Genomic DNA, 23,996 nt, shown 5'->3' with positions numbered 1-23,996 from the left:
CATGCCCAGCCAGACCGCGATCCTCGACGCCCACTACATGGCCCGTGCGCTGGAACTGGCGCGCAAGGGCTTGTACAGCACCCATCCCAACCCCCGCGTCGGCTGCGTGATCGTGCGCGACGGCGTGGTGGTCGGTGAGGGCTGGCACGTACGCGCCGGTGAGCCGCACGCCGAGGTGCATGCCCTGCGCCAGGCCGGCGAACTGGCGCGCGGCGCCTGTGCCTACGTCACCCTCGAGCCTTGCAGCCATCATGGCCGTACCCCGCCGTGCGCCGAGGCCTTGGTCAAGGCCGGCGTCGCGCGGGTGGTCACGGCCATGCAAGACCCCAATCCGCAGGTTGCCGGCCGTGGCCTGCGGCGCCTGGCGGAGGTGGGGATCGAGGTCGCCAGCGGCGTGCTCGAAGCCGAAGCCCGTGCGCTCAATCCAGGTTTCCTCAAGCGCATGGAACATGGCCTGCCGTTCGTGCGCGCCAAACTGGCAATGAGCCTGGACGGGCGCACCGCCATGGCCAGTGGTGAGAGCCAGTGGATCACCGGCCCTGCCGCGCGCTCGGCGGTGCAGCGCCTGCGCGCGCGTTCAAGCGTGGTATTGACCAGTGCCGCCAGCGTGCTGGCCGACGACGCACGCATGACCGTACGCGGTGCCGAACTTGGCCTGGACGGCGAGACCACGGCCTTGGCCCTGAGCCGTACGCCGCTGCGCGTGCTGGTCGATGGCCGTTTGCGCCTGCCGTTGCAGGCGCCGTTCTTTCAGGCCGGGCCTGCCTTGGTGATCAGCGCTGTCGCGGATGACCCGCGCTATGCCGCTGCCGGCCATGAACTGCTGAGCCTGCCGGGCGACAATGGCCGGGTCGACCTGCTGGTGCTGCTGCGCGTACTGGCGCAGCGCGGCGTCAATGAGATCCTGCTCGAGGCCGGTGCCGGCCTGGTGGGCGCCTTCGCCAGCCTGGGCCTGATCGATGAGTACCAGCTGTTCGTCGCCGGTACCTTCCTGGGCTCCGAGGCGCGGCCGCTGCTCGACTGGCCGCTGCAGCGCATGAGCCAGGCGCCGCGCTTGAAAATCACTGAAATGCGCGCGGTGGGCGATGACTGGCGGGTCACTGCCATCCCTCTGCCGGCACCCGGCGTATAATGCCCGGCTTGCCCCGCGCAATCCGTTTTTGAGGAAGTCCCATGTTCACCGGCATCATCGAATCCATCGGCACCATCCGCAGCCTGACGCCCAAGGGCGGTGACGTGCGCGTGTACGTCGAAACCGGCAAGCTCGACCTGAGCGACGTCAAGCTCGGCGACAGCATCGCCGTCAACGGCGTGTGCCTGACCGCCGTGGAGTTGCCAGGCAACGGGTTCTGGGCCGATGTCAGTGTCGAGACGCTCAAGCGCAGCGCATTCGTCGACCTCAAGAGCGGCAGCAAGGTCAACCTGGAAAAAGCCCTGACCCCGACCACGCGCCTGGGCGGCCATCTGGTCAGCGGCCATGTCGACGGCGTCGGCGAAATCATCTCGCGCAGCGATAACGCCCGCGCCATCCAGTTCCGCGTGCGTGCCCCGCGCGAGCTGGCCAAGTACATCGCCCACAAGGGCTCGATCACCGTCGACGGCACCAGCCTGACGGTCAACGAGGTCAATGGCGCCGAGTTCGAGCTGACCATTGTCCCGCACACCCTGTCCGAAACCATCATGGCCGACTACCGCGCAGGGCGTCGGGTTAACCTTGAGGTCGACCTGCTGGCCCGTTACCTGGAGCGCTTGCTGCTGGGCGACAAGGCCGCTGAACCGAGCAAGGGCAGTGGCATCACCGAAAGCTTCCTGGCCGCCAACGGCTTCTTGAAATCCTGATTGAGAAGGGGGTGCCACGTGGCGCTCAACAGCATCGAAGAACTGGTCGAAGACATCCGCCAGGGCAAAATGGTCATCCTGATGGATGACGAAGACCGCGAGAACGAAGGCGACATCATCATGGCCGCCGAGTGCTGCCTGCCGGAGCACATCAACTTCATGGCCAAGCACGCCCGCGGGCTGATCTGCATGCCCATGACCCGCGAGCGCTGCGAGACCCTCAAGCTGCCGCTGATGGCGCCGCGCAATGGCTCGGGCTTCGGCACCAAGTTCACCGTGTCGATCGAAGCTGCCGAAGGCGTCACCACCGGCATCTCCGCCGCTGACCGCGCGCGCACCGTGCAGGCCGCCGCGGCCAAGGACGCCAAGGCCGAAGACATCGTCAGCCCCGGCCATATCTTCCCGCTGATGGCCCAGCCCGGCGGCACCCTGGCCCGCGCCGGCCACACCGAAGCGGCCTGCGACCTGGCGCGCATGGCGGGCTTCGAGCCGAGCGGGGTGATCTGCGAGGTGATGAACGACGACGGCACCATGTCGCGCCGCGCCGAACTGGAAGTATTCGCTGCCGAGCATGGCCTGAAGATCGGTACCATCGCCGACCTCATCCACTACCGCATGATCCACGAGCGCACCGTGCAGCGCGTCTCCGAGCAGCCGGTCGAGAGCGAGCTGGGCGAATTCAACCTGGTCACCTACCGCGACGCGGTGGAAGGCGACGTGCACATGGCCCTGACCCTGGGCGATATCCGCGCCGAAGAGCCGACCCTGGTGCGCGTGCACAATATGGACCCTTTGCGCGACTTGCTGCTGGTCAAGCAGCCAGGGCGCTGGAGCCTGCGCGCGGCAATGGCTGCCGTGGCCGAAGCCGGTAGCGGCGTGGTGCTGCTGCTGGGCCATCCGCTGGATGGCGACGTGCTGCTGGCGCATATCCGCGAAAGCGCAGGCGATGCCCCGACCAAGACCCCGACCACCTACAGCACCGTCGGTGCCGGTTCGCAGATCCTGCGCGACCTCGGTGTGCGCAAGATGCGCCTGATGAGTTCGCCGATGAAGTTCAATGCGATATCCGGATTCGATCTGGAAGTTGTAGAATACGTGCCCTCCGAGTGACTTGAGGCGGCACTGACGCCCTCCAGCTCGAGTCCAGACCCCTGTCGAGGCCGCTTGCATGCGGCCTCGCTCTTGAAGATGAGAATATCGGAATGACCCTGAAGACCATCGAAGGTACCTTCATCGCCCCCAAAGGTCGCTATGCTTTGGTGGTTGGCCGCTTCAACAGCTTCGTCGTCGAAAGCCTGGTAAGCGGTGCCGTTGATACCCTGGTGCGCCACGGTGTCAGCGAAAGCGACATCACCATCATCCGCGCCCCGGGCGCCTTCGAAATCCCGCTGGTGGCACAGAAGGTCGCCCAGCAAGGCGAATACGACGCGATCATCGCCCTGGGCGCAGTGATCCGTGGCGGTACCCCGCACTTCGAATACGTGGCGGGCGAATGCACCAAGGGCCTGGCCCAGGTGTCCATGGAGTTCGGCGTACCGGTGGCCTTCGGCGTTCTGACCGTCGACTCCATCGAACAAGCCATCGAGCGCTCCGGCACCAAGGCAGGCAACAAAGGCGGTGAAGCTGCCCTGTCTGCCCTGGAAATGGTCAGCCTGCTGGCGCAGTTGGAGGCCAAGTGATTAGCGACGAAAGCGATCGTTTCAACCCGCGCGATCAAAAACCTGCGGATGCCGGCAAGCCATCGAAGAGCGCCAAGCGCCGCGAAGCCCGCAAGCTCGCGACCCAGGCCCTGTACCAATGGCACATGGCTCAGCATTCGCTGAACGAGATCGAAGCGCAGTTCCGGGTCGATAACGATTTCACCGATGTCGACGGTGCCTACTTCCGCGAGATCCTTCACGGGGTTCCAGCGATCAAGGGCGAAATCGACCAGGCGCTGGTGCCGTGCATGACCATCGCGCTCGATGAGCTCGATCCGGTCGAGCTGGCGGTGCTGCGTCTGTCCACCTGGGAGCTGATCAAGCGCGTCGACGTACCGTACCGCGTGGTGATCAACGAAGGCGTGGAGCTGGCCAAGGTATTCGGCGCCACCGACGGGCACAAGTTCGTCAACGGCGTACTGGACAAGCTGGCGCCATCCCTGCGTGAAGCTGAAGTCAAGGCGAACAAGCGCTGATCCTGGCGCGGCCGGCCCATGGGTGAGTTCGAGCTGATCAACCATTACTTCGCTGCCGCGCCCTGCGCGCAGGGCGGCGAAGGCGTGGCGTTGGGCATCGGTGACGACTGCGCGCTGCTCGAGCTGCCAGCCGGCGAACAGCTGGCGGTGTCGACCGATACCCTGGTGGCCGGCGTGCATTTCCCGCGTATCTGCGATCCTTCCCTGCTAGGCCAGCGCGCGCTGGCGGTGGCGGCCAGTGACCTGGCGGCCATGGGCGCCACGGCGATTGGCTTCACCCTGGCGCTGACCCTGCCGGATGTCGGCGCCCAGTGGCTCGGCGAATTCGCCCAAGGCCTCTGCCGCATGGCCCACCGTTGCCGCATGAGCCTGATCGGCGGCGATACCACCCGTGGTCCACTGAGCATCACCGTCACCGTGTTCGGCCGCGTGCCCGTCGGCCGGGCTCTGCGTCGCAGCGGCGCCAGGCCCGGCGACCTGCTGTGTGTCGGTGGGGCACTGGGCGACGCGGCGGGGGCGCTGCCGCTGGTGCTGGGTGAGCGCGATGCGCCTGCCGAACTGGCCGAGCCGTTGCTGGCACGGTACTGGGCGCCGATGCCGCAGCTGACGTTGGGTCAGGTATTGCGCGGCAAGGCCACGGCAGCGCTGGACATTTCCGACGGCCTGCTCGCCGACTGCGGGCATATCGCCAAGGCGTCGGCCGTGGCGCTCGAGGTGAACCTGGCCCAGGTGCCAGTGTCTCCTGCACTGCAGGCCCTGCTTGGCGAGGATGCCGCGCGCCAGCTGGCGCTGAGCGGTGGCGACGACTATGTACTGGCCTTCACCTTGCCGCCTGCCGAGCTGGCATCGCTGGCCAGGGTGGCGGATTTCGGCTTCGGCAAGGTGCATGTCATTGGCCAGGTCCTCGAGGGCCACGGCGTGACGCTACGCGGCCCCCAGGGTCAGGACATAACCCCCGCGACACGGGGCTATCAACACTTTAGGGAGACACCGTGACCGACCACCCCAACCAGGTGCCAGCGGAGTTCGTGCCGCCCTCGGTGTGGCGCAACCCCTGGCACTTCATCGCCTTCGGCTTTGGCTCTGGCACCCTCCCCAAAGCCCCGGGAACCTGGGGTTCGATGGTGGCGATCCCGTTCATTCCGTTGTGGCAGATGCTGCCCGACTGGGGCTACTGGCTCCTGCTCGGCGTCACCATGCTGTTCGGCTTCTGGTTGTGCGGTAAAGTCGCCAATGACCTGCGTGTGCACGACCATGAGGGCATTGTCTGGGACGAGATGGTCGGCATGTGGATCACCCTCTGGCTGGTGCCTGATGGGTGGCAGTGGATCCTTGCCGGATTCCTGATGTTCCGCTTCTTCGACATCCTCAAGCCGTGGCCGATTCGCTGGGTCGATCGCCATGTGCACGGCGGTGTCGGGATCATGCTCGATGACGTCCTGGCCGGCGTGTTCGCCTGGCTGGGCATGCAGCTGCTGGTGTGGGCGGTAGGCTGATCAGGGAGTGAGTCGATGGCCGTGAGGACTGTGCTGCTGGCAATGTTGCTAAGCTTCGCTTCAGGGGTGATGGCCGCCGAGACCTTGCCCAGGCAGATCCGCTTGGTCAGTGAGGACTGGCTCGACTACACCAACGCCGATGGCACCGGCGTCGCCTGGGACGTGCTGCGCAAGGTCTTCGAACCCGCTGGGGTCAAGGTCGTGACGCAAAGCGCGCCGTATAGCCGCGCAGTCGGCCTGGTCAAGCGGGGCGAGGCGGACGCCTGGGTCGGTTCGTACAAGGACGAGAACGAAGACAACCTGTACCCGCGCTGGCATTTCGATATGGACCATATCTATGCCCTGGGCCTGGCCGGCAAGCCGCCGCCGAGCCTGGCCACCGTTGGCGAGTACCGGCTGGCCTGGGTACGCGGCTACGACTACGCCAGCTACCTGCCCAATGTGCGCAACTACCGTGAAATTCAGCGCCGTGAGGGCATACTGCCCATGCTCGAGCATGAGCGCGTGGACTTCTACATCGATGCTCAAACCGAAGTCGACTACGTGCTGGGGCAAACCTCGCAGCCCCAGCGTTTTCGCAGTACTCATCTCGCCGAACTGCCCCTGTACCTGGCATTCGCCAACAATGAGCAGGCGCGCGCACTGCGTGATCTGTTCGACCGGCGCATGGCGGCCGTTGTGCGCAGCGGCGAGCTGAAAGCGATTTTCGAGCGCTGGAAACAGCCCTATCCGTTCTCGGCCGACAGCAAGCCCCAGTGACGTGCCCATAGGCCGCCGTCGCCGACCGATCTAACCATCGAACTTTTCGATATCACGCCACGGTATTCAACGAGCGCACAGCCGGCAACCTGCTGATACAATCGGTCCACGCAAAATTTCTACTTATCCAGGAGCACAACGTGCCCGTCGTCTTTGTTGCCGCCTCTAAACTCCCGACTCCCTTTGCGACTTTCACCATGCATGGCTTTCTCGATGAAGCCACTGGCCGCGAGCACGTGGTGCTCAGCCTGGGTGATATCGGCGATGGCGAGCCGGTGCTGGGGCGGCTGCACTCCGAGTGCCTGACCGGCGATGCCTTGTTCAGTCAGCGCTGCGACTGCGGCTCGCAACTGGAAGCGGCACTCCAGGCAATCGCCCGCGAAGGTCGCGGGGTGTTGCTGTACCTGCGACAGGAAGGGCGTGGCATCGGCCTGCTGAACAAGATTCGCGCCTACGAACTGCAAGACGGTGGCGCCGATACCGTCGAGGCCAACGAACGCCTGGGCTTTGCTGCAGACCAGCGTGACTACGCCATGTGCCTGCCGATGCTCGAGCACCTGGGGGTGAAATCCCTGCGCTTGATGACCAACAACCCGCGCAAGGTCAAAGCCTTGACCGATATGCACATTCACGTGGCCGAGCGCGTGCCGCTGCACACCGGGCACAACCCGCACAACAGCCACTACCTGGCGACCAAGGCGGGCAAGCTTGGCCACATGCTGGGTAACGAGCACCAGGGCGAGGTGCCCCAGGCGTGATCGGCGCCGAGGCCTGGCGTCGTCTGGCGCAGGCCTCATGGCGTTACCTGACGGCAGCCGTGTCGCTCGTGGCTGCCTGCTGGGCCCAGGCCGATCAACCCCAGCGGGTGGTCAGCCTGGCGCCATCGATGAGCGAGATCCTGCTGGAATTGAACGCCGACGATGTGCTGGTCGGCATGCTCGACGGCGCTGAACGTCCGCCCGCGTTGCGCGCGCTGCCGTCGGTCGGGCGCCAGGGCCAGTTGGACCTGGAAACCCTGCTCAGCCTCAAGCCAGACCTGCTGCTGCTCTGGCCCGGCAGCGTGAACGCTGCGCAACTCGATCAGCTCAAGCGCCTGGGGATTCCCCTCTACAGCGCCGAACCCCATACGCTCGAGCAGTTGCTCGAGCAGATCGAAGCCCTGGCCGTGCGGATTGGCCGCGCCGATCAGGGCCGCCAGCGTGTGCAAGCCTTGCGCGAGCGCCTGCAGCAGCTGCGTGAGCAATACTGGCGCGCGCAGCCGTTGCGGGTGTTCTATCAGGTGTGGGACCGTCCGCTCTACACCCTGGGCGGCCAGCAGGTGGTCACTGATGCCCTCGCCGTGTGCGGTGCGCGCAACATCTTTGCCGAGTTGCAGCAGCCGGCGCCGCAGGTGAACATCGAGTCGGTGCTGATGCGCGACCCGCAGGTGATCCTCGCGGCTGATCCAGCGCAGTTGGCCAGTTGGAAGGCCTGGCCGCACCTCGCCGCAGTGGCCCAGGATGCGTTGCTGGTGGTGCCGGACAACGGCCTGGAGCGCCCCAGCGGGCAGATGATCGAAGCCACCGCCCGCCTGTGCGCGCTGCTGGCCGCTAGAGCGCCGGCGTCCAAGTGACGCGGTCTGGCCACCGAATTGCTGGTTGTCGTTAAGGCGCACGGCTCCAGCGGCTGTCCTCGATCGTAGGAGCGAGCGCAGCTCGCGATGCGCCGCGCGAGCAGCGCTCGATTGCACAAGCGCCAAACCATCGAGCGTTTCGAGGACGTCTATGGCCGCACCTCCAACAGCCTTGAGCGGGGCGTTTCCTTCGCAGGCAACGCGCGTGGTCGATCCGCGCCTTGCCTGCGAACAGGCGTTACAGGCCGAGCCTGGTCATCCGCGCGGTGACGGCCGCTTCGATGCCGGCCGCGTCCAGCCCGCACTCGGCGAGCATCTGCGCAGGCTTGGCGTGCTCGACGTAGAGATCGGGCAAGCCCAGGTGCAGCAGCGGCTTGACCACTGCATGATGGGCCAGGCATTCGCCGACGGCAGCGCCAGCACCGCCCATGATGCTGTTTTCTTCGATGGTCACCAGCAAGTCATGCTCGGCAGCTACCTGCAGCACCAGGGCCTCGTCCAGTGGCTTGACGAAACGCATGTCGACCACCGTCGCATTAAGGCGCTCGGCCACCTGCAGCGCCTCGGCCAGTTGCACGCCGAACACCAGCAAGGCGACCTTTTCGCCCTGGCGGCGCACCACGCCCTTGCCGATTTCAAGCGGATCAAGGTCGCCGCTGATCGGAGCGTTGGGCCCGGTACCGCGCGGATAGCGCACGGCAGCCGGACCGTGGTAGTGGTGGCCGGTGCTGAGCATCTTGCGCAGTTCGTTCTCGTCGCTCGGCGTCATCACCAGCATGCCGGGGATGCAGCGCAGGTACGACAGATCGTAGCTGCCGGCGTGGGTCGGACCGTCTTCGCCGACCAGGCCCGCGCGGTCGATGGCGAACAGCACATCGAGGTTCTGCACGGCGACGTCGTGGATCAGCTGATCGTAGGCACGCTGCAGGAAGGTCGAGTAGATCGCCACCACCGGCTTGCTGCCTTCGCAGGCCATGCCCGCCGCCAGCGTGACCGCATGCTGCTCGGCAATCGCCACATCGAAATAGCGCTCCGGGTAGCGCTCGCTGAACGCAACCAGGTCAGAGCCTTCCTTCATCGCCGGGGTGATGCCGACCAGGCGGTTGTCGGCAGCCGCCATGTCGCACAGCCACTGACCGAACACCGCCGAATACTTCGGCCCGCTGATGGCCTTGGGCACCACCGGTTTATCCACAGGCTCGAGCTTGGTGATGGCGTGGTAGCCGATCGGGTCGATTTCGGCCGGGGCGAAACCCTTGCCCTTTTTGGTCACCACGTGCAGGAACTGCGGCCCCTTGAGGTCCCGCATGTTGCGCAGGGTAGCGATCATGGTCGGCAGGTCGTGGCCGTCGATCGGGCCGATGTAGTTCCAGCCCAGCTCTTCGAACAGCGTGCCTGGCACCAGCATGCCCTTGGCGTATTCCTCGGTGCGACGGGCGATTTCCCAGGCGCCCGGCAAACGCGACAGGACCTTCTTGCTGCCCTCGCGCATGCTCGCGTAGGTACGGCTGGAGAGGATCTTGGCCAGGTAATTGGACAGCCCGCCGACGTTGCGCGAAATCGACATGTCGTTGTCGTTGAGGATCACCAGCATGTCGGCGTTGACTTCCTGGGCGTGGTTCAACGCCTCGAAGGCCATGCCGGCGGTCAGCGCACCGTCACCGATCACCGCGATCGACTTGCGCGCGCTGTTCTGCAAGCGGGCGGCGATGGCCATGCCCAGGGCGGCGCTGATCGAGGTGCTGGAGTGACCGACGCCAAAGGTGTCGTACTCGCTTTCGCTGCGGCGCGGGAAGGCGGCGACACCGTCCTTCTGGCGCAGGCTGAGCATGCGCTCGCGGCGGCCGGTGAGGATCTTGTGCGGATAGGCCTGGTGGCCCACGTCCCACACCAGCCGGTCGTCGGGGGTGTCGAAGACATAGTGCAGGGCGATCGTCAGCTCGATGACGCCCAGGCCTGCACCGAAATGCCCACCGGTTTGTCCGACGGTGTAGAGCAATTCCTGGCGCAACTCGTCGGCCAGGTTCTCCAGGTCGGCTTCGGCCAGCCGGCGCAGGCCGGCAGGCGTGTCAGCGCGGTCGAGCAACGGCGTGACCGGGCGTTCGCGGGGGATCTCTTGAAACGTCGTGGGCATCAGGCGAGTCGTTATAGGTGTGTTGAGACGCGGCAGTTTACCCCATTGTAGGAAAGACTGCCCATTCATGCGGGTGGTGCGTGCGGCCGTCAGCTGGCCGCAGCCCATCAGTGGCGGCGTTCGACGATATAACGCGCCAGCGCGCGCAATGGCTCGGCCTGCTCGCCGAACCCTTGTAATGCGACCAGCGCCTGGTCGCGCAGTTCGATCGCATAGGCCTTGGCTGCTGGCAGGCCAAGCAGCGCCGGGTAGGTCGGTTTGTCGCGGGCGATGTCGGCGCCTTGGCGCTTGCCCAGGGTGGCGGTGTCGCTTTCGACATCGAGGATGTCATCCTGCACCTGGAAGGCAAGGCCCACGGCCTGGGCATAGCATTGCAGGGCATCCAGCTCGGCCTGTTCGGCGCGCGCGCTGGCCAGGGCGCCCAGGCGCACGCTGGCCTCGATCAGGGCACCGGTCTTGTGCCGGTGCATGAACGCCAGTGCTTGCTGGTCCAGCTTCTGGCCCACCGAACCAAGGTCGATGGCCTGCCCGCCGACCATGCCAGCGGGACCCGCTGCCTTGGCCAGGGCCTGGACCATGCTCAGGCGGATACCGTCGGCCTGGGGGCTCAGGCGCGGGTCGAGCAGGGCGCTGAAGGCCAGACTCTGCAAGCCGTCGCCTGCGAGAATGGCGCAGGCTTCGTCGAAGGCCTTGTGCGTGGTGGGCTGGCCGCGCCGCAGATCATCGTCGTCCATCGCCGGCAGGTCGTCATGCACCAGCGAATAGGCATGGATCAGCTCCACAGCGCAGGCCGCGCCGTTGGCCTGCTCGGCAGGCGCGCCAAGGGCTTCGCATGCCGCGTAGGCCAGCAGGGGGCGCACGCGCTTGCCGCCGTTCATCACGCTGTAGCGCATGGCGGCGTACAGCCGTTCGAGTTCCGTGGAAGGGGCGCTGAACAGAGCCTCGAGGGCAGCGTCGACACGTGCCTGGCAGCTGGCCTGGTAGGCTGCGATCATGCTTCAGGCTCCGCATCGAACGGCTGCGCCGCCAGCTCGCCGTCACGCTCGAGCAAGATCTGCACTTTCTGTTCGGCCTGGGCCAGGGCGCCCTGGCAGTCACGGGTCAGGGCGATGCCTTGCTCGAAGGCGGCCAGCGAGTCTTCCAGCGACAACTCGCCGTTCTCCAGGCGCTCGACCAGTGCTTGCAGCTCGGCGAGGGATTGCTCGAAATCGATGGAGGCTTTTTTGCGGGCCATGGCGACGCTCTCGGTAGCGGGTCGGAACCGCGCGACGTTAGCAGAGCAGGGCTAGGGGAGCAAACTTCCGGCAGCGTGAGGCCGCCAAGCGGCCCCCGCGCTATGGCTCAGGCGGGCTCGGCTTGCAGCTCCAGCATGGCTTGCCGGCAACCTGCCAACTCCTCGATGGTCAGCACCGGCAGGTTGTATTGGCGCGCGTAGACCGCCACCTGCTCACCGCGGGCCATGCTGCCATCGGGGTTCATCAGCTCGCACAGCACCGCCGCAGGCCGCAGCCCGGCAAGCCGCGCCAGGTCAACCGAGCCTTCGGTATGGCCGCGACGGGTCAACACGCCGCCATCGCGTGCCCGCAACGGAAACACATGGCCCGGGCTGACGATATGCCGCTGCTCGGCCGTGGAGCGCAGCGCCGCTTCGATGGTGGTGATGCGGTCCTGGGCGCTGACACCGGTGCTCACGCCCTCGGCGGCCTCGATGCTGACGGTGAAGCCGGTGCCGTGACGTGCCTGGTTGTTGGGCACCATCGGCGCCAATTGCAGCGCATCGACGCTAGCTTCATCCAGGCACAGACAGACGATGCCGCTGCAATCGCGGATCATCATGGCCATGGTTTGCAATGACAGGTTCTGCGCGGCGGCGACGATGTCGGCTTCGTCCTCGCGGTCGTCATCGTCGAGCAGCAGCACCGGGCGCCCGGCCTGGAAGGCAGCGATGGCGGCGAAGACATTGGGGAATCGTTGTTGCAGCAAAGGGGACATGAAACGCTCCTCGGGATAGGTCGATGAACGTCTCGGGGCGAACCAAACGCGCGCGCAGGGGCGCCCGAAACGGCCCCTGCCTGACGCCTTCTTTCATCCGGACTATGACCGTCGGCTCTGGAGTCGCACCAGATCTGCTGACCCCCGGCATGGCCGGGGCGCTCGCGGGCTCATCTTTCGATTTACCGCCGGGGGGGACTTTCACCCCGCCCTGAAGACCGCGCCAGCATAACCCACTGCGCAGGGCCGTTGGCAAGCCCGCAGGCTAAGACTTTCGGCGTAACAGCCGCCGTGAGCGCCAGGCTCAGCGTGAAGCCTCGCGCAGCACCTGGGCAAGCGACGCCGGCAGCATCGGCCCGTGGCCCAGCCCTTGAAAGCGCACGAAACGCAGCTTCAGGCCCGACACCTGAGCGAGCTGCGCGAGCAGTTCTTGCGCCGCTTGGCCGGCATCGGCGCGCACCGCGCCATGCGGGCTGGCCGGCTCCTCGCTGCCGCGCATCAGCAGCAGCCGCACGCGGCGAGGGCCAAGGCGCTGTTGCAGCCCGTGCGCCTCGGCCATGATCGCGCCGTCGTTCCACCACAGCGATGGGCTGGCCGCTGCGTAGTCACTGAATGCATCCGGGCGGGTGAACAGCGCATGCAGCACGGCCAGCCCGCCGTACGAGTGGCCCCACAAGGTTTGCCGATGCGGGTCGATCGGCACCCGCTGCGCCAGCAACGGGCGCATTTTTGTGGTCAGCAGATCGAGAAACGCGTCCACGCCACCGCTGGGCTGGCCGCTCAGTGGGTCGCGTTGTTCGGCCCGACCTGGCAATGCCGGGGTGTAGTCCAGGGTCCGACCGGCGCGCTCGATGCGCTGCTCGGTCTGGTAACCGACCGCCACCAGCAGCGGCGCCTGGCCGTCGGCAAGGGCACGCAGTTGCTGGCTGTTCAATGCACTCAGCGCCGCGTTGCCGTCGAGCATCCACAGTACCGGGTAACCGCTGGCAGGCGCTGGACGCTTGGGTTGGCCAATCCACAGGCGGTAGTGGCGCTGGCCATCGGCAGCGTCCAGGTCCAGGTGGCTGAAGGCATAGGCCAGGTCATGGCGCTGCAACAGCGCAGTGTCCATCTTCTGCTGACGATCCGGCTGCGCCAGCGCCAGGGGCGAGATCAGCGCCAGGGTCAGCAGCGCGGCCAGGGTGGTCTTGCTCATCGAAACTCTCTTCAAGCGGGCATCAGGACTGGGCGTCACGGCAGGGCCTGATGATAGCCAGCCCTGGCAGGCGGTAAAGCGCCTTAACTTTCTAAACCTTGCCCGGCGCCAGGCAACACCAGGTGCAGACGCAAGCCGGGATTGCCATTGCTGGCCCATAGCCGGCCACCTTGCAGGGTAATCGCCCGGCGTGCGATGGCCAGGCCCAGGCCGAAGCCGGTGCCGCTGCCTGACAAGCGCTGGTAGGGTTCGAAGATGCGCTCCAGGTCTGCCTCGGGCACGCCAGGGCCCTGGTCGCTCAGACACAGGTGCCAGCAGTCGCCCTCACGCCAGCCGTCGAGGCACACCGTGCCTGCTGGCGGTGAATGACGAATGGCATTGCGCATCAGGTTTTCCAGCGCGTGTGCCAGGCTATCCAGGTGCGCCTGTACCTGGCAGTCGCTGTCCAGCGAGCAGGGTAGGCGCGCGCGATCCCAGCCACTTTCGAAACAGACGTCCTGGCACAACGCTTCCCACACCGAGAGCACCGGCACCGGCTCGGTGGTCAGCTGTGGCTGCTCGGTATCCATCCAGGCCAGGTCGAGGGTGTCTTCGAGCAGCTTCTGCATGTCGTTGACCTCGCGCTCGAGTCGCTCGCGCAGTTGCGCTGGCGGCAGCGCGCTGTCGTGGGCGATGCGCAGGCGGGCCAGCGGGGTACGCAGTTCATGGGACAAGGTGCGCAACAACAGGCGCTGCTGCTCCAGGCTCTGGCGCAAGCGGCAGGCCATGTGCTCGAAGGCCTGGGCCAGTTCGCCCAGCTCATCGCGGCGCTCCTGCAAGGGTAGGGCGGGGCTTTGCAGGTCGTCGGCGCGCAACGCATCGGCCCGGTCACGCAGGCGGTTGAGCGGCACGACCAGCTGCCGGTAGATCGCCAGGCCCAGCAGCAGGGCCAGCAGGCTCGGCGCAACACCGTGGGTGATGACGTGGGTCCAGGGCGTGAGGCCGGTCGGTAGCAGGCGCTCGGGCAATTGCATGACCAGGCGGCCGGCTTCAGGGTGCTGGGGAAACTCGATGCTGACGTAGGGCAGTTCGTCCTGCAGACGGCGACTCAGCGGCCAGTCGAGCTTGCGCATGAAGGTCAGGTGGCTGGCCTCCTCTGCGCTCAGGGGCGTGGTGCCAAGGCTTTGCAGGTGCGCGCCGAGCACCGCTACCCAGGTGCCCTCGGCGTGTTCGAGCCGGCGCCGCAGCGCTTCGACACCGCTTGCGCCGTGTTGCAGCCAGGCCTGTTCGGCCTGCTGCGCATAGCGTGCCAGGTAGTCCTGGTCGGCTGCCGGCAGAAAGTAGCTGCTGCGCTCCACCGACAGGCCCCAGGTCCAGATCAGCCAGGTCAGCAGCAGGCAGAAACTGACCTGCAACGCGGCCAGTTTCCACAGCAACGGGTGCCGGCGCATCAGCTGCGTTGCGGGTCGAGCAGCACATAGCCCTGACCGCGCACCGCCTGGATCTGCACATGCTGGGCGGCAATCTCGGCCAGCTTGCGACGCAGGTTGCAGACGTGCACATCCAGGCCACGGTCAAGCCGGGTATAGGCTCGATGCAGCACGGTCTGGTAGAGAAACGGCTTGCTCAGCGCCTCGCCTGCATGCGCGCTGAGCGTAGCCAGCAAGCGAAACTCGGAGGCGGTCAGGCCAGCAGCTTGGCCTTGGTAGATCACGTCCTGCAGATCCTGCTCGAACAGCAGCGAGCCGCCGCTATTCGGCGCCGGGGTGGCATGGCCAAAGGCAGCCCGGCGCAACAGGGCGTCGACGCGCGCGTCCAGCTCGGCCAGGCTGAACGGCTTGGGCAGGTAATCGTCAGCCCCCCGGGTGAAGCCGCTGATGCGGTCCTGCTCGGCACCCAGTGCCGACATCAACATCACCGGCACAGCCTGTTGGCAGCGCAGCTCCTCGAGCACGCTGAGGCCATCGATGCCCGGCAACATGATGTCCAACAGCACCAGGTCGAAGCGCTCGCGCTGCACCGCGCTTCGCGCCGATGGGCCATCGGCGCAGGCGGTGACCTTGAAGCCACGGCTGTGAAAATGACGCTGCAGATCCTCGAGCAGGCGTGGATCGTCTTCGGCGAGCAGGAGCGAAGTGGCCATGGTTTTCTAATGAGAATTCATATCAGTTGGCAATCATCCCACCGCGCAGCGGGCAGGGCAATGCTGCTGGCGCACGGCCATGTGTTAAGAAGGTTAATCCAGCTGCGCCCCGGACAGCGGTCCGGTATGGTTCGCAAAAAGCAACTTGTTTCGTTTGCGATTCAATATCATTTGCGCGAAGGGTGCGTCATGAGCGGTGTTAAACGTTGGGGAAGCCCGCGACGGGTTCGGGGCTGGCTGGTGCTGGGGCTGCTGGCGCCGTTTTCATTATCGGCGCTGGCGCAGGGCGTGGCAGAGCAGGCGACAGCCGGGGAGGTGACGCTGGATTTGCCGGCACTGACCATCGACGGCAACCGGCTGTACGACATGCTGCCCTCGGAGCAGACCGGCGGTTACAGCGTCGATGCGGCCACGGTGGGCACCAAGACCCCTGCGGCGCTCAAGGACATCCCGCAGTCGATCACGGTGTACACCCAGGATTACCTCAAGGACCGCCAGTTCGTGCACCTCGATGACCTGGCCAAGTACACCGCCGGCCTGCGTACCCTGACCAACGACAGTGGGCGCTCGTCGATCTATGCGCGCGGCTACGAATACAGTGAATTCAACATCGACGGGCTACCGGCACCCATGGCCAGCATCTTCGGCACCGTGCCCTCGCTGGCGGCGTTCGACCGCGTGGAGATCATGCGTGGCCCGGCTGGCCTGTTCAGCAGCACCAGTGAGCTGGGCGGTATCGTCAATATGGTACGCAAACGCCCGACCGCTGAATTCCAGGGCCATGTCGAAGGCAGCTACGGGACCTGGGACACCAACCACCAGGCGCTCGACCTGAGCGGCCCGCTGGACGATGGCGGCCGGGTGCGCGGGCGCTTCGTCGCCTCGCGAGACGACACCAATGGCGAGGTGGACTACAACGCCAACACCAGCGAAAGCTACTACGGCGCGCTGGACATCGACCTGGACGACGCCACCCAGTTGTCACTCGGCCTGATCCACGAGGTCAAGAACATCACCCCGCATAACGGCTATCCGGCGACGCTGTCCGGCGAGGTGCCCGACTTCAGTCATTCGCGCTTCCTCGGCGCCGACTGGAACTACTTCGATGGCAAGACCACCGACCTGGTCGCCGAATTGACCCACCGTTTCGACAACGGTGGCTACGGGCGCGTCGCCGCGCGCGGCTCGCATCGCGAAACCGACTACCTGTATGCCTTCACCGCGACCAACGCCACGACTGGCGCCAATTCCGAGCGCGCCAGCGCCCGTGATTTCACCCAGGACACCTACTCCCTGGATGCCAGCTACAGCCAGCCATTCGAAGCGTTCGGCCAGGTCAGCGAGTTCGTGGTCGGGAGCGACTACAAGAACTACGACACCGAGTACCTCAACGGCACCAGCAACCTTGGGGCGATCGACGTCAACACCTATTCGCCGCAGCGCTTCGCCAAGCCGGCGCCGAACTACAGCACCGAAACCGGCATGCAGGAAGAAGAGTACGGGCTCTACTCGAAAGTCACCCTGCGTCCGGTCGAGCGTCTGGCGCTGATTGCCGGCGGGCGCTTCAGCTGGTACCGCGGCGACTTCTACACCACCACCCTGCGCAGCGGCGCGACCGTGAACGATGACAAGCGCGTCGATGGTCGCTTCACGCCCTACGGCGGCGTGGTCTACGACTTGACCGACAACCATGCGCTGTACGCCAGCTACTCGCAGGTGTTCACGCCGCAGTCCGATACCGATGCCAGTGGCCGTGTGCTCAAGCCGCGTCAGGGCCAGCAGTATGAATTCGGCCTCAAGAGCAGCTATTTCGGTGGCGACCTCAACACCCGGCTGTCGCTGTTCCGCCTGACCGACGAAAACCGCGCCAGCACTGACTACGATGCCGACGGCGTGGACACCGGTTTCTCGGTTGCCTCGGGCAAGACGCGCGTCAAGGGCGCTGAACTGGAAATCAGCGGCAGGCTCACGGAAAACTGGGAAGTGCTGGCGGGCTACACCTGGATGCAAACCGAGACAGTCAAGGGTGATGCGCAAACCACCTTCTTCATCATGCCGCGCCACCAGGCCTCGCTGTGGAGCAAATACACCATCGCCCAGGGTCCGCTGAACGGCCTGGCCATTGGCGGCGGGGTGTCGGCGATGAGCAGCTTCTATTCCGAAAATGGCGGCGTACGCATCGATGCGCCGGGTTACGCCACGGTGGACGCAATGCTGTCCTACCCGCTGACCGAAAAACTGACGGCGACCTTCAACGTCAACAACCTGTTCGATCGCGACTACCTGTCGCGGGTCGGCTCGACCTCGACCTTCAACTTCTACGGGCCTTCGCGCAGCATGCTGGTGGGGGCGCGCTACGACTTCTGACGGCGGGCGTCGCTGGCGTTGAGCGTGCGGTGCCTGTGCGAACGGGCGCCGCCTGGGCCGAATGACGGGCATTAAAAAGCCGGCTTGTGGCCGGCTTCTCGGGGACGTTTCCGACTAATTTATGGTAAGTCGCAACCGCCTTAACGGGGTGGCCTGAAGGCCTGAAAGAGATGGCTGACGGTCGTGTGGAGCGTCGCCGAGCCCTCTGCAACGCGGCTTGCGCCGGGCGGGGCTGAATGTGCCGGGTAGCATACAAGGGCCAGCGCGCGATGCCCAGCAAAAAATGGCATCGGCCGGCTTAGCCTGGGCGACGCTGGCGATAATGCGACCAATGGAACACCCACCCCAGCACCAGCAATTTTTGCGCACGCCGTTGCAGCGGGGTATAGCGCTCGATCGGCTCGCGCCGGCTGTGGCTGTGCAGGCACAGGCTGTCGCGGTGGCCGACGCTCAGGCTGTTCACCCGCAGCCTGCCGTTGTGCAGCAGCGCGTAGATCTCGCCATCGACTACCTGGGTGTAGCTGAGGTCGATCGCCAGTACCGCATCGCGAGGGATCCACGGCTGCATGTTGGCGGCAGGCATCATCATGCAGATGGCCTGGTCCAGCGGCACGGCCAATGTCTGCAGTGCCCGTTGCGGCATCGCCAGGTGATGATCGGCCACTGCGCTCAACTCACCATGGTGCAGCTCATGCAGCGGCACATGCACCAGGGGCTCGGGCGGCTGTTCAGGCGTCCCGAATGCCGGCACGGGGGACGCCTGTGGCGCATACAGGTGCAGAAACGAGCGCGGGTGCTTGGGCCCTTCGCCGGTCTGCAGCCAGCGCCGGTGAACGCCGAACAACTCGGCCAGTTCACCAACCCGTGCCATCGGCACACCACGGCTAAACCAGTTGTTGACGTGCTGCGAGGTGACCCCGCGCTGCACGGCAAAATCAGCGGGCGTCAGGCCACATTCCTTCAGAAGCGCTTTGAGGCGGTCGCCGGATCTATTCATGCAATGCAGTGTAGCGGCCGAGTGCCAGCAAGGAAATGAACGAGGCGTTGATGCAATCGGTAGGAAAAATACCGGCTTGTAGGACGAAGATGTAGGAAGTTGTAGGGTTTTTCGATAAACAGCTAGCCAAAAAAAACCCCGCCGCGGCGGGGTTTTCGACAGCGGTATCAGCCCTTGTAGGCTGCGACCGACTTGGTGATCGCAGCGCGGGCGGCGTCGGCGCCGTCCCAGCCTTCGATCTTGACCCACTTGCCCTTCTCGAGGTCTTTGTAGTTCGCGAAGAAGTGCTCGATCTGCTGGATCAGCAGAGGCGGCAAGTCGGTGTATTCCTTCACGTCCACGTACAGCTGGCTCAGCTTGTCGTGGGGAACAGCGATGACCTTGGCATCACCGCCGCCATCGTCGGTCATGTTCAGCACGCCGACTGGACGGGCACGGATCACCGAGCCTGGAGCGACCGGGTATGGGGTGACGACCAGCACGTCCAGCGGATCACCGTCGTCGGCCAGGGTGTTGGGGATGAAGCCGTAGTTGGCCGGGTAGAACATCGGGGTGGCCATGAAGCGGTCGACGAACAGGGTGTCGCTGTCCTTGTCGATTTCGTACTTGATCGGCGCGTGGTTGGCCGGGATCTCGATGGCGACGTAGATGTCGTTCGGCAGGTCTTTGCCCGCCGGAATCTTGCTGTAGCTCATTGGGCAGTGTCCCCGTGTCTGATCGAAAAAGTGGCGGCGATTATAGGCATATTCCGCCAGCCCATGCCACGCCTGGCCTGATGTGTGGGCGCATCAGGCGTGGCTTGCGCGATAGTCCGGGTGTTCGGCCTGTAATTGCGTCAGACGCGCCAGCGGGTCTTGCCGGTAGAACAGCGCCAGCTGCTGGTACACCTGTGGATAAGCCTGCTGCAGCAGGTCGGGTGCGCTGAAGAAATACTCGCTGGTGACGGCGAAGAACTCTGCCGGGTTTTCCGCAGCATAGGGATCGATGGCAGTCTGCGCATCGGGGTTGGCGTCCAGCTGCCGGTTGAGGTCGTCGTAGGCGTGCTGCATGGCTTCGGCCCAGTGTTCGACGCGCATCTCTGGGTGCAGCGGCGGCAGGCCGTTGGCGTCGCCATTGAGCATGTCGAGTTTGTGCGCCAGCTCGTGGATCACCAGGTTGTAGGCCTCCCAGCCGCCACTGGCCAATACGCCGGCCCAGGCCAGGATGATCGGCCCCTGCTGCCAGGCCTCGCCGCTGTGCTCGCCATCCCAGGCATGTTCCACGCCGCTGGCATCGCGGTGGCGCTGTGGGCTCTTGAAGTCATCGGGGTACAGGATGATTTCGTGAAAGCCCTGGTACCAGTTCAGCTCGCCCAGGTGCAGCAACGGCAGTTGTGCCTGGGCGGCGAGGAACAGGCGCTGGATATCGTCGAGCTCGACGCCCGGCAGGGTGGTCAGGTGCTTGTCGAGCAAGAACAGGATGCACGCCTCGCGCAGCCAGTGGTCTTCTTCGGCGCTGATACCGTCGAGCATCGGCAGGCGCTCGCGCACCGCCCGCCATTGCTGCGGGGTGATCGGGTAGCGCGCCAGGGTGCGTTTGCGCCGCCAGGCGCTGAACGACCACATGGGGCGGTCAGTGCGCCTTGGCGGTGCGGCCGAAGCGGCTGCGCAGCAAGCCCAGGATCATCGGCACCAACGACAGCACGATGATGGCCACCACCATCAGCGACAGGTGCTGCTTGATGAATGGCACGTTGCCGAAGAAGTAGCCCAGCGTCACCAGACCACCGACCCACAGCAGCGAACCGGCCACGCTGAAGCCCAGGAAGCGCGGGTAGTGCATGTGGGCGATACCGGCCACGAACGGCGCGAAGGTGCGCAAGATGGGCAGGAACCGCGCCATGGTCACGGTCTTGCCGCCGTGGCGTTCGTAGAAGTCGTGGGTGCGCTGCAGGTAGTCGCGGCGGAAGATCTTCGAGTTGGGGTTGTTGAACAGTTTCTCGCCCGTGGTACGGCCGATCACATAGTTGGTGCTGTCGCCCAGGATGGCGGCGGCCATCAGCAGGCCGGCCAGCAGTACCGGGTCCATGCCGCCACCGGCTGCGACGGCGCCGGCGATGAACAGCAACGAGTCACCCGGCAGGAACGGCATGATCACCAGGCCCGTTTCGCAGAAGATCACGGCGAACAGAATGGCGTAGATCCAGGGGCCATAGTTGGTGACCAGCAGATCGAGGTAGGCATCGAGATGCAGGATAAGGTCCAGCGGGTTGAATTCCATGTACAGCACCTGTGTTCTTGACCCGCGACTACGGGCCCGCGATGACGGGCATTGCCCTGGGCGTCGGCATGATTACCTGCAGAGGGGTAAATTTTCACACATGACCGGAGCGGGCATTATACGGCGAAGTGTAAAAGCTGCCCGGGGAGATTGTAGCCGCGGATTACTGCGTAAAGCTGGCGGCCTCTTGCCGCCGCAGCGGCGAAGAAGCCGGTGAAATCAATCCGACTGGATCGGCAGGACGTAGTTCTCGAACTCGGTGTCCTTGCGAAAGCCGATCGACTCGTAGGTCTTGCGCGCCGCCTCGTTGTTGGCGTTGGTCGAGACGCGCATGCGCACCGCGTGGGTGTCCCTGGCCATTTTCTTGGCCTCGCGCATGAGGTGGTCGGCTACCAGCATGCGCCGCGAGTCCTCGGCCACGAAAATGTCGTTGAGGATCCACACGCGCTTGAGCGACAGCGATGAAAAGCTTGGATACAACTGGCAGAAGCCCAACAGCTTGTCGTTGTCGTCATCCGCCAGCGCCAGGTAGATCACCGACTCGCCGCGCTTCAGGCGCTTTTGCAGAAACGCCCGCGAACTGTCGGGGTAGGGCAGCGCCCCGTAGAACTCGCGGTAACGCACGAACAACGGGGTGAGCAGGTCGAGGTGTTGCAGGGTTGCCTTGATGATGCGCATATGCGGCCTCAGCGTCCATTTGGGAAACAGCGGTATGCCTGCAGGGTCTACAGGCATGCTGCCCGAACCCAGGCCATCAGTGCAATCGGCCTGCATGACAGGTCACTTAACCTTCGCCGAGCAGGAAGTTGCCCTGTTTGGGTGTGGCCTGTTCGCTGTCAATGCTATTGACCTGCGCTTCGTCCTTGAGATTCACCCCGGACAGCTGGCGCTTGCACGCTTCGCGCATCAAGTACAGCAGGCGATGGGCGGCCATGCCGTAGCTGAGCCCTTCCAGACGGATATTGGAGATGCAGTTGCGGTAGGCGTCGGTCAGTCCGACCTTGGGCGCATAAGTGAAATACAGCCCCAGGCTGTCTGGCGAGCTGAGCCCTGGGCGTTCGCCGATCAACATCACCGTCATGCGCGCCCCCAGCAACTGGCCTACTTCATCAGCCACCGCGACCCGGCCCTGCTCGACCAGCACCACCGGCGCGCAGGCCCAGCCGTCGCCGGCCGCCTGGTCGTCGAAGCGCGCCAGCAGGGGCACCGTGTGGCGGTGTACGGCCAATGCCGACAGGCCGTCGGCGACCACGATGGCCAGGTCGACGCCGCCGGGGTTGTCCTGGGCGTGCTGACGCAGGCGCTCGGCTGATGCGTCGTCGAGCCGGCGGCCCAGGTCAGGGCGTTGCAGGTACTGGTGGCGGTCGGCGGCGGCGCTGTGCAGCACCAGGCTGTCGCGGCCGCGCTCCTTGAGCTGCTGGGTCAAGGTGGCGTGGTCGAAGGGCAGGTGCACGGCGTCGCGGGCCTGGGCGTGGGCGAATTGGAAAGCCAGCTGCGCGCCGGTCGGCAGGCTGGTGCCGCTGCGCCCCAGGGCAATGCGCGCCGGCGTCAGGGTGCGCAAGGCCAGCCAGGGGTTTTCCGGGGTGGGGGTGGAGCGGTCCATGGTCACCTCTCAAGCCAATTGCGCCAGGGCCTGGCGAAATGCCGGCGGCAGGTTGTCGCCGAAGCGTATGCGGCCATCGGCCTGGGTGAAGATGCCGGTGCGCTGCAACCAGGCTTCGAATTCCGGAGCAGGCTTCAGGCCCAGGGTCTGGCGGGCGTACAGCGCGTCGTGGAAGGACGTGGTCTGGTAGTTAAGCATGATGTCGTCGGAGCCAGGGATGCCCATGATGAAGTTGATGCCGGCAACCCCCAGCAGGGTCAGCAGGGTATCCATGTCGTCCTGATCGGCTTCGGCATGGTTGGTGTAGCAGATGTCGCAGCCCATGGGGACGCCCAGCAGCTTGCCGCAGAAGTGATCCTCCAGGCCCGCGCGAATGATCTGCTTGCCGTTGTACAGGTACTCGGGGCCGATGAAGCCGACCACGGTGTTGACCAGAAACGGCTTGAAATGCCGGGCCACGGCGTAGGCGCGAGTTTCGCAGGTCTGCTGGTCGACGCCGTGGTGGGCGTTGGCCGAGAGGGCGCTGCCCTGGCCAGTCTCGAAGTACATGAGGTTCTGCCCGAGGCTGCCACGCTTGAGCGACAGCCCTGCCTCGTAGCCTTCCTGCAGCACGTTGAGGTTGATGCCGAAGCCGGCATTGGCCGCCTCGGTGCCGGCGATCGACTGGAACACCAGGTCCAGCGGCACGCCGCGATTGATCGCTTCGATCGAGGTGGTGACGTGGGTCAGCACACAGGCCTGGGTCGGGATGTCATAACGCTGGATGATCGCGTCGAGCATCTCCAGCAAAGCGCAGATCGAGGCAGTGCTGTCGGTCGCCGGGTTGATGCCGATCATGGCGTCGCCGTTGCCATACAGCAGGCCGTCGAGAATGCTCGCGGCGATACCGGCTGGCTCGTCGGTCGGATGGTTGGGCTGCAAGCGCGTCGACAGGCGCCCGCGCAAGCCCATGGTGCCGCGAAACTGGGTGACCACGCGGATCTTCTGCGCGACCAGCACCAGGTCTTGCACACGCATGATCTTCGAAACGGCGGCGGCCATCTCTGGTGTCAGCCCTGGGGCCAGGGCGCGCAGGCTGTCCTCGGTGGCGTCTTCGCCCAGAAGCCAGTCGCGCAGGCCACCGACGGTCAGGTGGCTGACCGCGGCGAAGGCCTTGGCGTCATGGGTATCGATGATCAGCCGCGTGATCTCGTCTTCTTCGTAGGGGATCAGCGCCTGGTTGAGAAACTCGGTGAGCGGCAGGTTGGCCAGGGCCATCTGCGCCGCCACCCGTTCGCCGTCGTTGCTCGCCGCAAGGCCAGCCAGGTAATCCCCGGAGCGCGCCGGACTGGCCTTGGCCAGCAATTGCTTGAGGCTGTCGAAGCGGTAGAGCATTTGCCCCACGGTGTGCACGTAACTTCCCATACAGTCTCTCCAGAGCGCCGCAGGCGGACCTGCGGCGCGTG

At 65.3% G+C, this 23,996-nt stretch carries 25 protein-coding genes and 1 riboswitch; of the genes, 11 read left to right on the top strand and 14 right to left on the bottom strand.

What is annotated here, in order from left to right; all coding sequences use genetic code 11:
* The first annotated feature begins 1 nt into the window (after position 1).
* The 10 genes from ribD (at position 2) to ACLEJW_RS20665 (ending at position 7,882) form a co-directional block, all read left to right on the top strand.
* Complete coding sequence (gene ribD / locus ACLEJW_RS20710) at positions 2-1,132, top strand: bifunctional diaminohydroxyphosphoribosylaminopyrimidine deaminase/5-amino-6-(5-phosphoribosylamino)uracil reductase RibD (RefSeq protein ID WP_440778161.1); 1,131 nt, start codon at positions 2-4, stop codon at positions 1,130-1,132.
* A 41-nt stretch (positions 1,133-1,173) separates the two neighbouring features.
* Positions 1,174-1,839 carry a riboflavin synthase gene (locus ACLEJW_RS20705; protein WP_145190376.1) on the top strand — a complete coding sequence of 222 codons (666 nt, stop codon included), beginning with the start codon at positions 1,174-1,176 and terminating at the stop codon, positions 1,837-1,839.
* An 18-nt stretch (positions 1,840-1,857) separates the two neighbouring features.
* Positions 1,858-2,949, top strand: a complete 1,092-nt coding sequence (ribBA, locus tag ACLEJW_RS20700) for a bifunctional 3,4-dihydroxy-2-butanone-4-phosphate synthase/GTP cyclohydrolase II (RefSeq protein WP_440778160.1) — start codon at positions 1,858-1,860, stop codon at positions 2,947-2,949.
* Positions 2,950-3,041: 92 nt separating this feature from the next.
* On the top strand, positions 3,042-3,518 hold the full coding sequence (gene ribH / locus ACLEJW_RS20695; protein ID WP_027917814.1) for a 6,7-dimethyl-8-ribityllumazine synthase: 477 nt from the start codon (positions 3,042-3,044) through the stop codon (positions 3,516-3,518).
* Complete coding sequence (gene nusB, locus ACLEJW_RS20690) at positions 3,515-4,015, top strand: transcription antitermination factor NusB (protein WP_145190382.1); 501 nt, start codon at positions 3,515-3,517, stop codon at positions 4,013-4,015. Before ribH ends, nusB begins: the two co-directional genes overlap by 4 nt.
* An 18-nt stretch (positions 4,016-4,033) precedes the next feature.
* Positions 4,034-5,011, top strand: a complete 978-nt coding sequence (thiL, locus tag ACLEJW_RS20685) for a thiamine-phosphate kinase (RefSeq protein ID WP_440778159.1) — start codon at positions 4,034-4,036, stop codon at positions 5,009-5,011.
* On the top strand, positions 5,008-5,511 hold the full coding sequence (locus ACLEJW_RS20680; protein WP_145190388.1) for a phosphatidylglycerophosphatase A family protein: 504 nt from the start codon (positions 5,008-5,010) through the stop codon (positions 5,509-5,511). Before thiL ends, ACLEJW_RS20680 begins: the two co-directional genes overlap by 4 nt.
* Before the next feature lie 15 nt (positions 5,512-5,526).
* Positions 5,527-6,270, top strand: a complete 744-nt coding sequence (locus tag ACLEJW_RS20675) for a substrate-binding periplasmic protein (RefSeq protein WP_313298874.1) — start codon at positions 5,527-5,529, stop codon at positions 6,268-6,270.
* A gap of 140 nt (positions 6,271-6,410) precedes the next feature.
* Entirely contained in the window at positions 6,411-7,028 is a 618-nt protein-coding gene (ribA, locus tag ACLEJW_RS20670) for a GTP cyclohydrolase II (protein ID WP_145190394.1), read from the top strand.
* A 47-nt stretch (positions 7,029-7,075) separates the two neighbouring features.
* Positions 7,076-7,882: a cobalamin-binding protein gene (locus ACLEJW_RS20665; RefSeq protein ID WP_313457974.1), complete on the top strand. Its 807-nt coding sequence runs from the start codon at positions 7,076-7,078 to the stop codon at positions 7,880-7,882.
* Between the two features lie 238 nt (positions 7,883-8,120).
* Here the strand turns inward: ACLEJW_RS20665 and dxs are convergent, their stop codons facing one another.
* The 7 genes from dxs to ACLEJW_RS20630 form a co-directional block, all read right to left on the bottom strand.
* Entirely contained in the window at positions 8,121-10,016 is a 1,896-nt protein-coding gene (dxs, locus tag ACLEJW_RS20660; protein ID WP_440778158.1) for a 1-deoxy-D-xylulose-5-phosphate synthase, read from the bottom strand.
* Between the two features lie 107 nt (positions 10,017-10,123).
* Positions 10,124-11,011 carry a (2E,6E)-farnesyl diphosphate synthase gene (ispA, locus tag ACLEJW_RS20655; RefSeq protein WP_145190400.1) on the bottom strand — a complete coding sequence of 296 codons (888 nt, stop codon included), beginning with the start codon at positions 11,009-11,011 and terminating at the stop codon, positions 10,124-10,126.
* Entirely contained in the window at positions 11,008-11,250 is a 243-nt protein-coding gene (locus tag ACLEJW_RS20650) for an exodeoxyribonuclease VII small subunit (RefSeq protein ID WP_145190404.1), read from the bottom strand. The genes ispA and ACLEJW_RS20650 overlap by 4 nt, the downstream gene beginning before the upstream one ends.
* A gap of 107 nt (positions 11,251-11,357) precedes the next feature.
* Positions 11,358-12,008 carry a 3,4-dihydroxy-2-butanone-4-phosphate synthase gene (gene ribB / locus ACLEJW_RS20645; protein WP_440778157.1) on the bottom strand — a complete coding sequence of 217 codons (651 nt, stop codon included), beginning with the start codon at positions 12,006-12,008 and terminating at the stop codon, positions 11,358-11,360.
* 81 nt (positions 12,009-12,089) lie between these two features.
* Positions 12,090-12,231, bottom strand: a riboswitch (FMN riboswitch).
* An 81-nt stretch (positions 12,232-12,312) separates the two neighbouring features.
* The gene (locus ACLEJW_RS20640; protein WP_145190410.1) at positions 12,313-13,203 is read right to left on the bottom strand and encodes an alpha/beta hydrolase; all 891 of its coding nucleotides are present in this window, start codon (positions 13,201-13,203) and stop codon (positions 12,313-12,315) included.
* Between the two features lie 83 nt (positions 13,204-13,286).
* Positions 13,287-14,633 (bottom strand): HAMP domain-containing sensor histidine kinase, encoded by a 1,347-nt coding sequence (locus ACLEJW_RS20635; protein WP_440778156.1) that lies wholly within the window; start codon positions 14,631-14,633, stop codon positions 13,287-13,289.
* The gene (locus tag ACLEJW_RS20630) at positions 14,633-15,325 is read right to left on the bottom strand and encodes a response regulator transcription factor (RefSeq protein WP_145190415.1); all 693 of its coding nucleotides are present in this window, start codon (positions 15,323-15,325) and stop codon (positions 14,633-14,635) included. Before ACLEJW_RS20630 ends, ACLEJW_RS20635 begins: the two co-directional genes overlap by 1 nt.
* A gap of 189 nt (positions 15,326-15,514) precedes the next feature.
* Here ACLEJW_RS20630 and ACLEJW_RS20625 point away from each other — a divergent pair, with 189 nt between their 5' ends.
* A complete protein-coding gene (locus ACLEJW_RS20625) occupies positions 15,515-17,692 on the top strand; it encodes a TonB-dependent siderophore receptor (protein WP_440778155.1) in 2,178 nt (725 codons plus the stop codon).
* Positions 17,693-17,990: 298 nt separating this feature from the next.
* Here the strand turns inward: ACLEJW_RS20625 and ACLEJW_RS20620 are convergent, their stop codons facing one another.
* From ACLEJW_RS20620 to ACLEJW_RS20590, 7 genes are all read right to left on the bottom strand, one after another.
* Positions 17,991-18,689, bottom strand: a complete 699-nt coding sequence (locus ACLEJW_RS20620) for an XRE family transcriptional regulator (RefSeq protein WP_313298852.1) — start codon at positions 18,687-18,689, stop codon at positions 17,991-17,993.
* A 167-nt stretch (positions 18,690-18,856) separates the two neighbouring features.
* On the bottom strand, positions 18,857-19,384 hold the full coding sequence (gene ppa / locus ACLEJW_RS20615) for an inorganic diphosphatase (protein WP_029611948.1): 528 nt from the start codon (positions 19,382-19,384) through the stop codon (positions 18,857-18,859).
* Between the two features lie 93 nt (positions 19,385-19,477).
* On the bottom strand, positions 19,478-20,293 hold the full coding sequence (locus ACLEJW_RS20610) for a zinc-dependent peptidase (protein ID WP_440778154.1): 816 nt from the start codon (positions 20,291-20,293) through the stop codon (positions 19,478-19,480).
* A gap of 7 nt (positions 20,294-20,300) precedes the next feature.
* Positions 20,301-20,948 carry a DedA family protein gene (locus tag ACLEJW_RS20605; protein WP_145190429.1) on the bottom strand — a complete coding sequence of 216 codons (648 nt, stop codon included), beginning with the start codon at positions 20,946-20,948 and terminating at the stop codon, positions 20,301-20,303.
* Positions 20,949-21,167: 219 nt separating this feature from the next.
* Positions 21,168-21,626 (bottom strand): GNAT family N-acetyltransferase, encoded by a 459-nt coding sequence (locus ACLEJW_RS20600; protein WP_145190432.1) that lies wholly within the window; start codon positions 21,624-21,626, stop codon positions 21,168-21,170.
* A 106-nt stretch (positions 21,627-21,732) separates the two neighbouring features.
* Positions 21,733-22,551 carry an ethanolamine ammonia-lyase subunit EutC gene (gene eutC, locus ACLEJW_RS20595; RefSeq protein ID WP_313645409.1) on the bottom strand — a complete coding sequence of 273 codons (819 nt, stop codon included), beginning with the start codon at positions 22,549-22,551 and terminating at the stop codon, positions 21,733-21,735.
* Between the two features lie 9 nt (positions 22,552-22,560).
* On the bottom strand, positions 22,561-23,955 hold the full coding sequence (locus ACLEJW_RS20590) for an ethanolamine ammonia-lyase subunit EutB (RefSeq protein ID WP_313298837.1): 1,395 nt from the start codon (positions 23,953-23,955) through the stop codon (positions 22,561-22,563).
* Between the last annotated feature and the right edge of the window lie 41 nt (positions 23,956-23,996).

It is taken from the genome of Pseudomonas sp. SMSB3 (genome assembly GCF_052041965.1).
In the GTDB taxonomy this organism is placed as follows: Bacteria; Pseudomonadota; Gammaproteobacteria; order Pseudomonadales; family Pseudomonadaceae; genus Aquipseudomonas.
The sequence above is the reverse complement of the archived record's forward strand: the minus strand, read 5'-3'. Positions and strand labels throughout refer to the sequence as shown.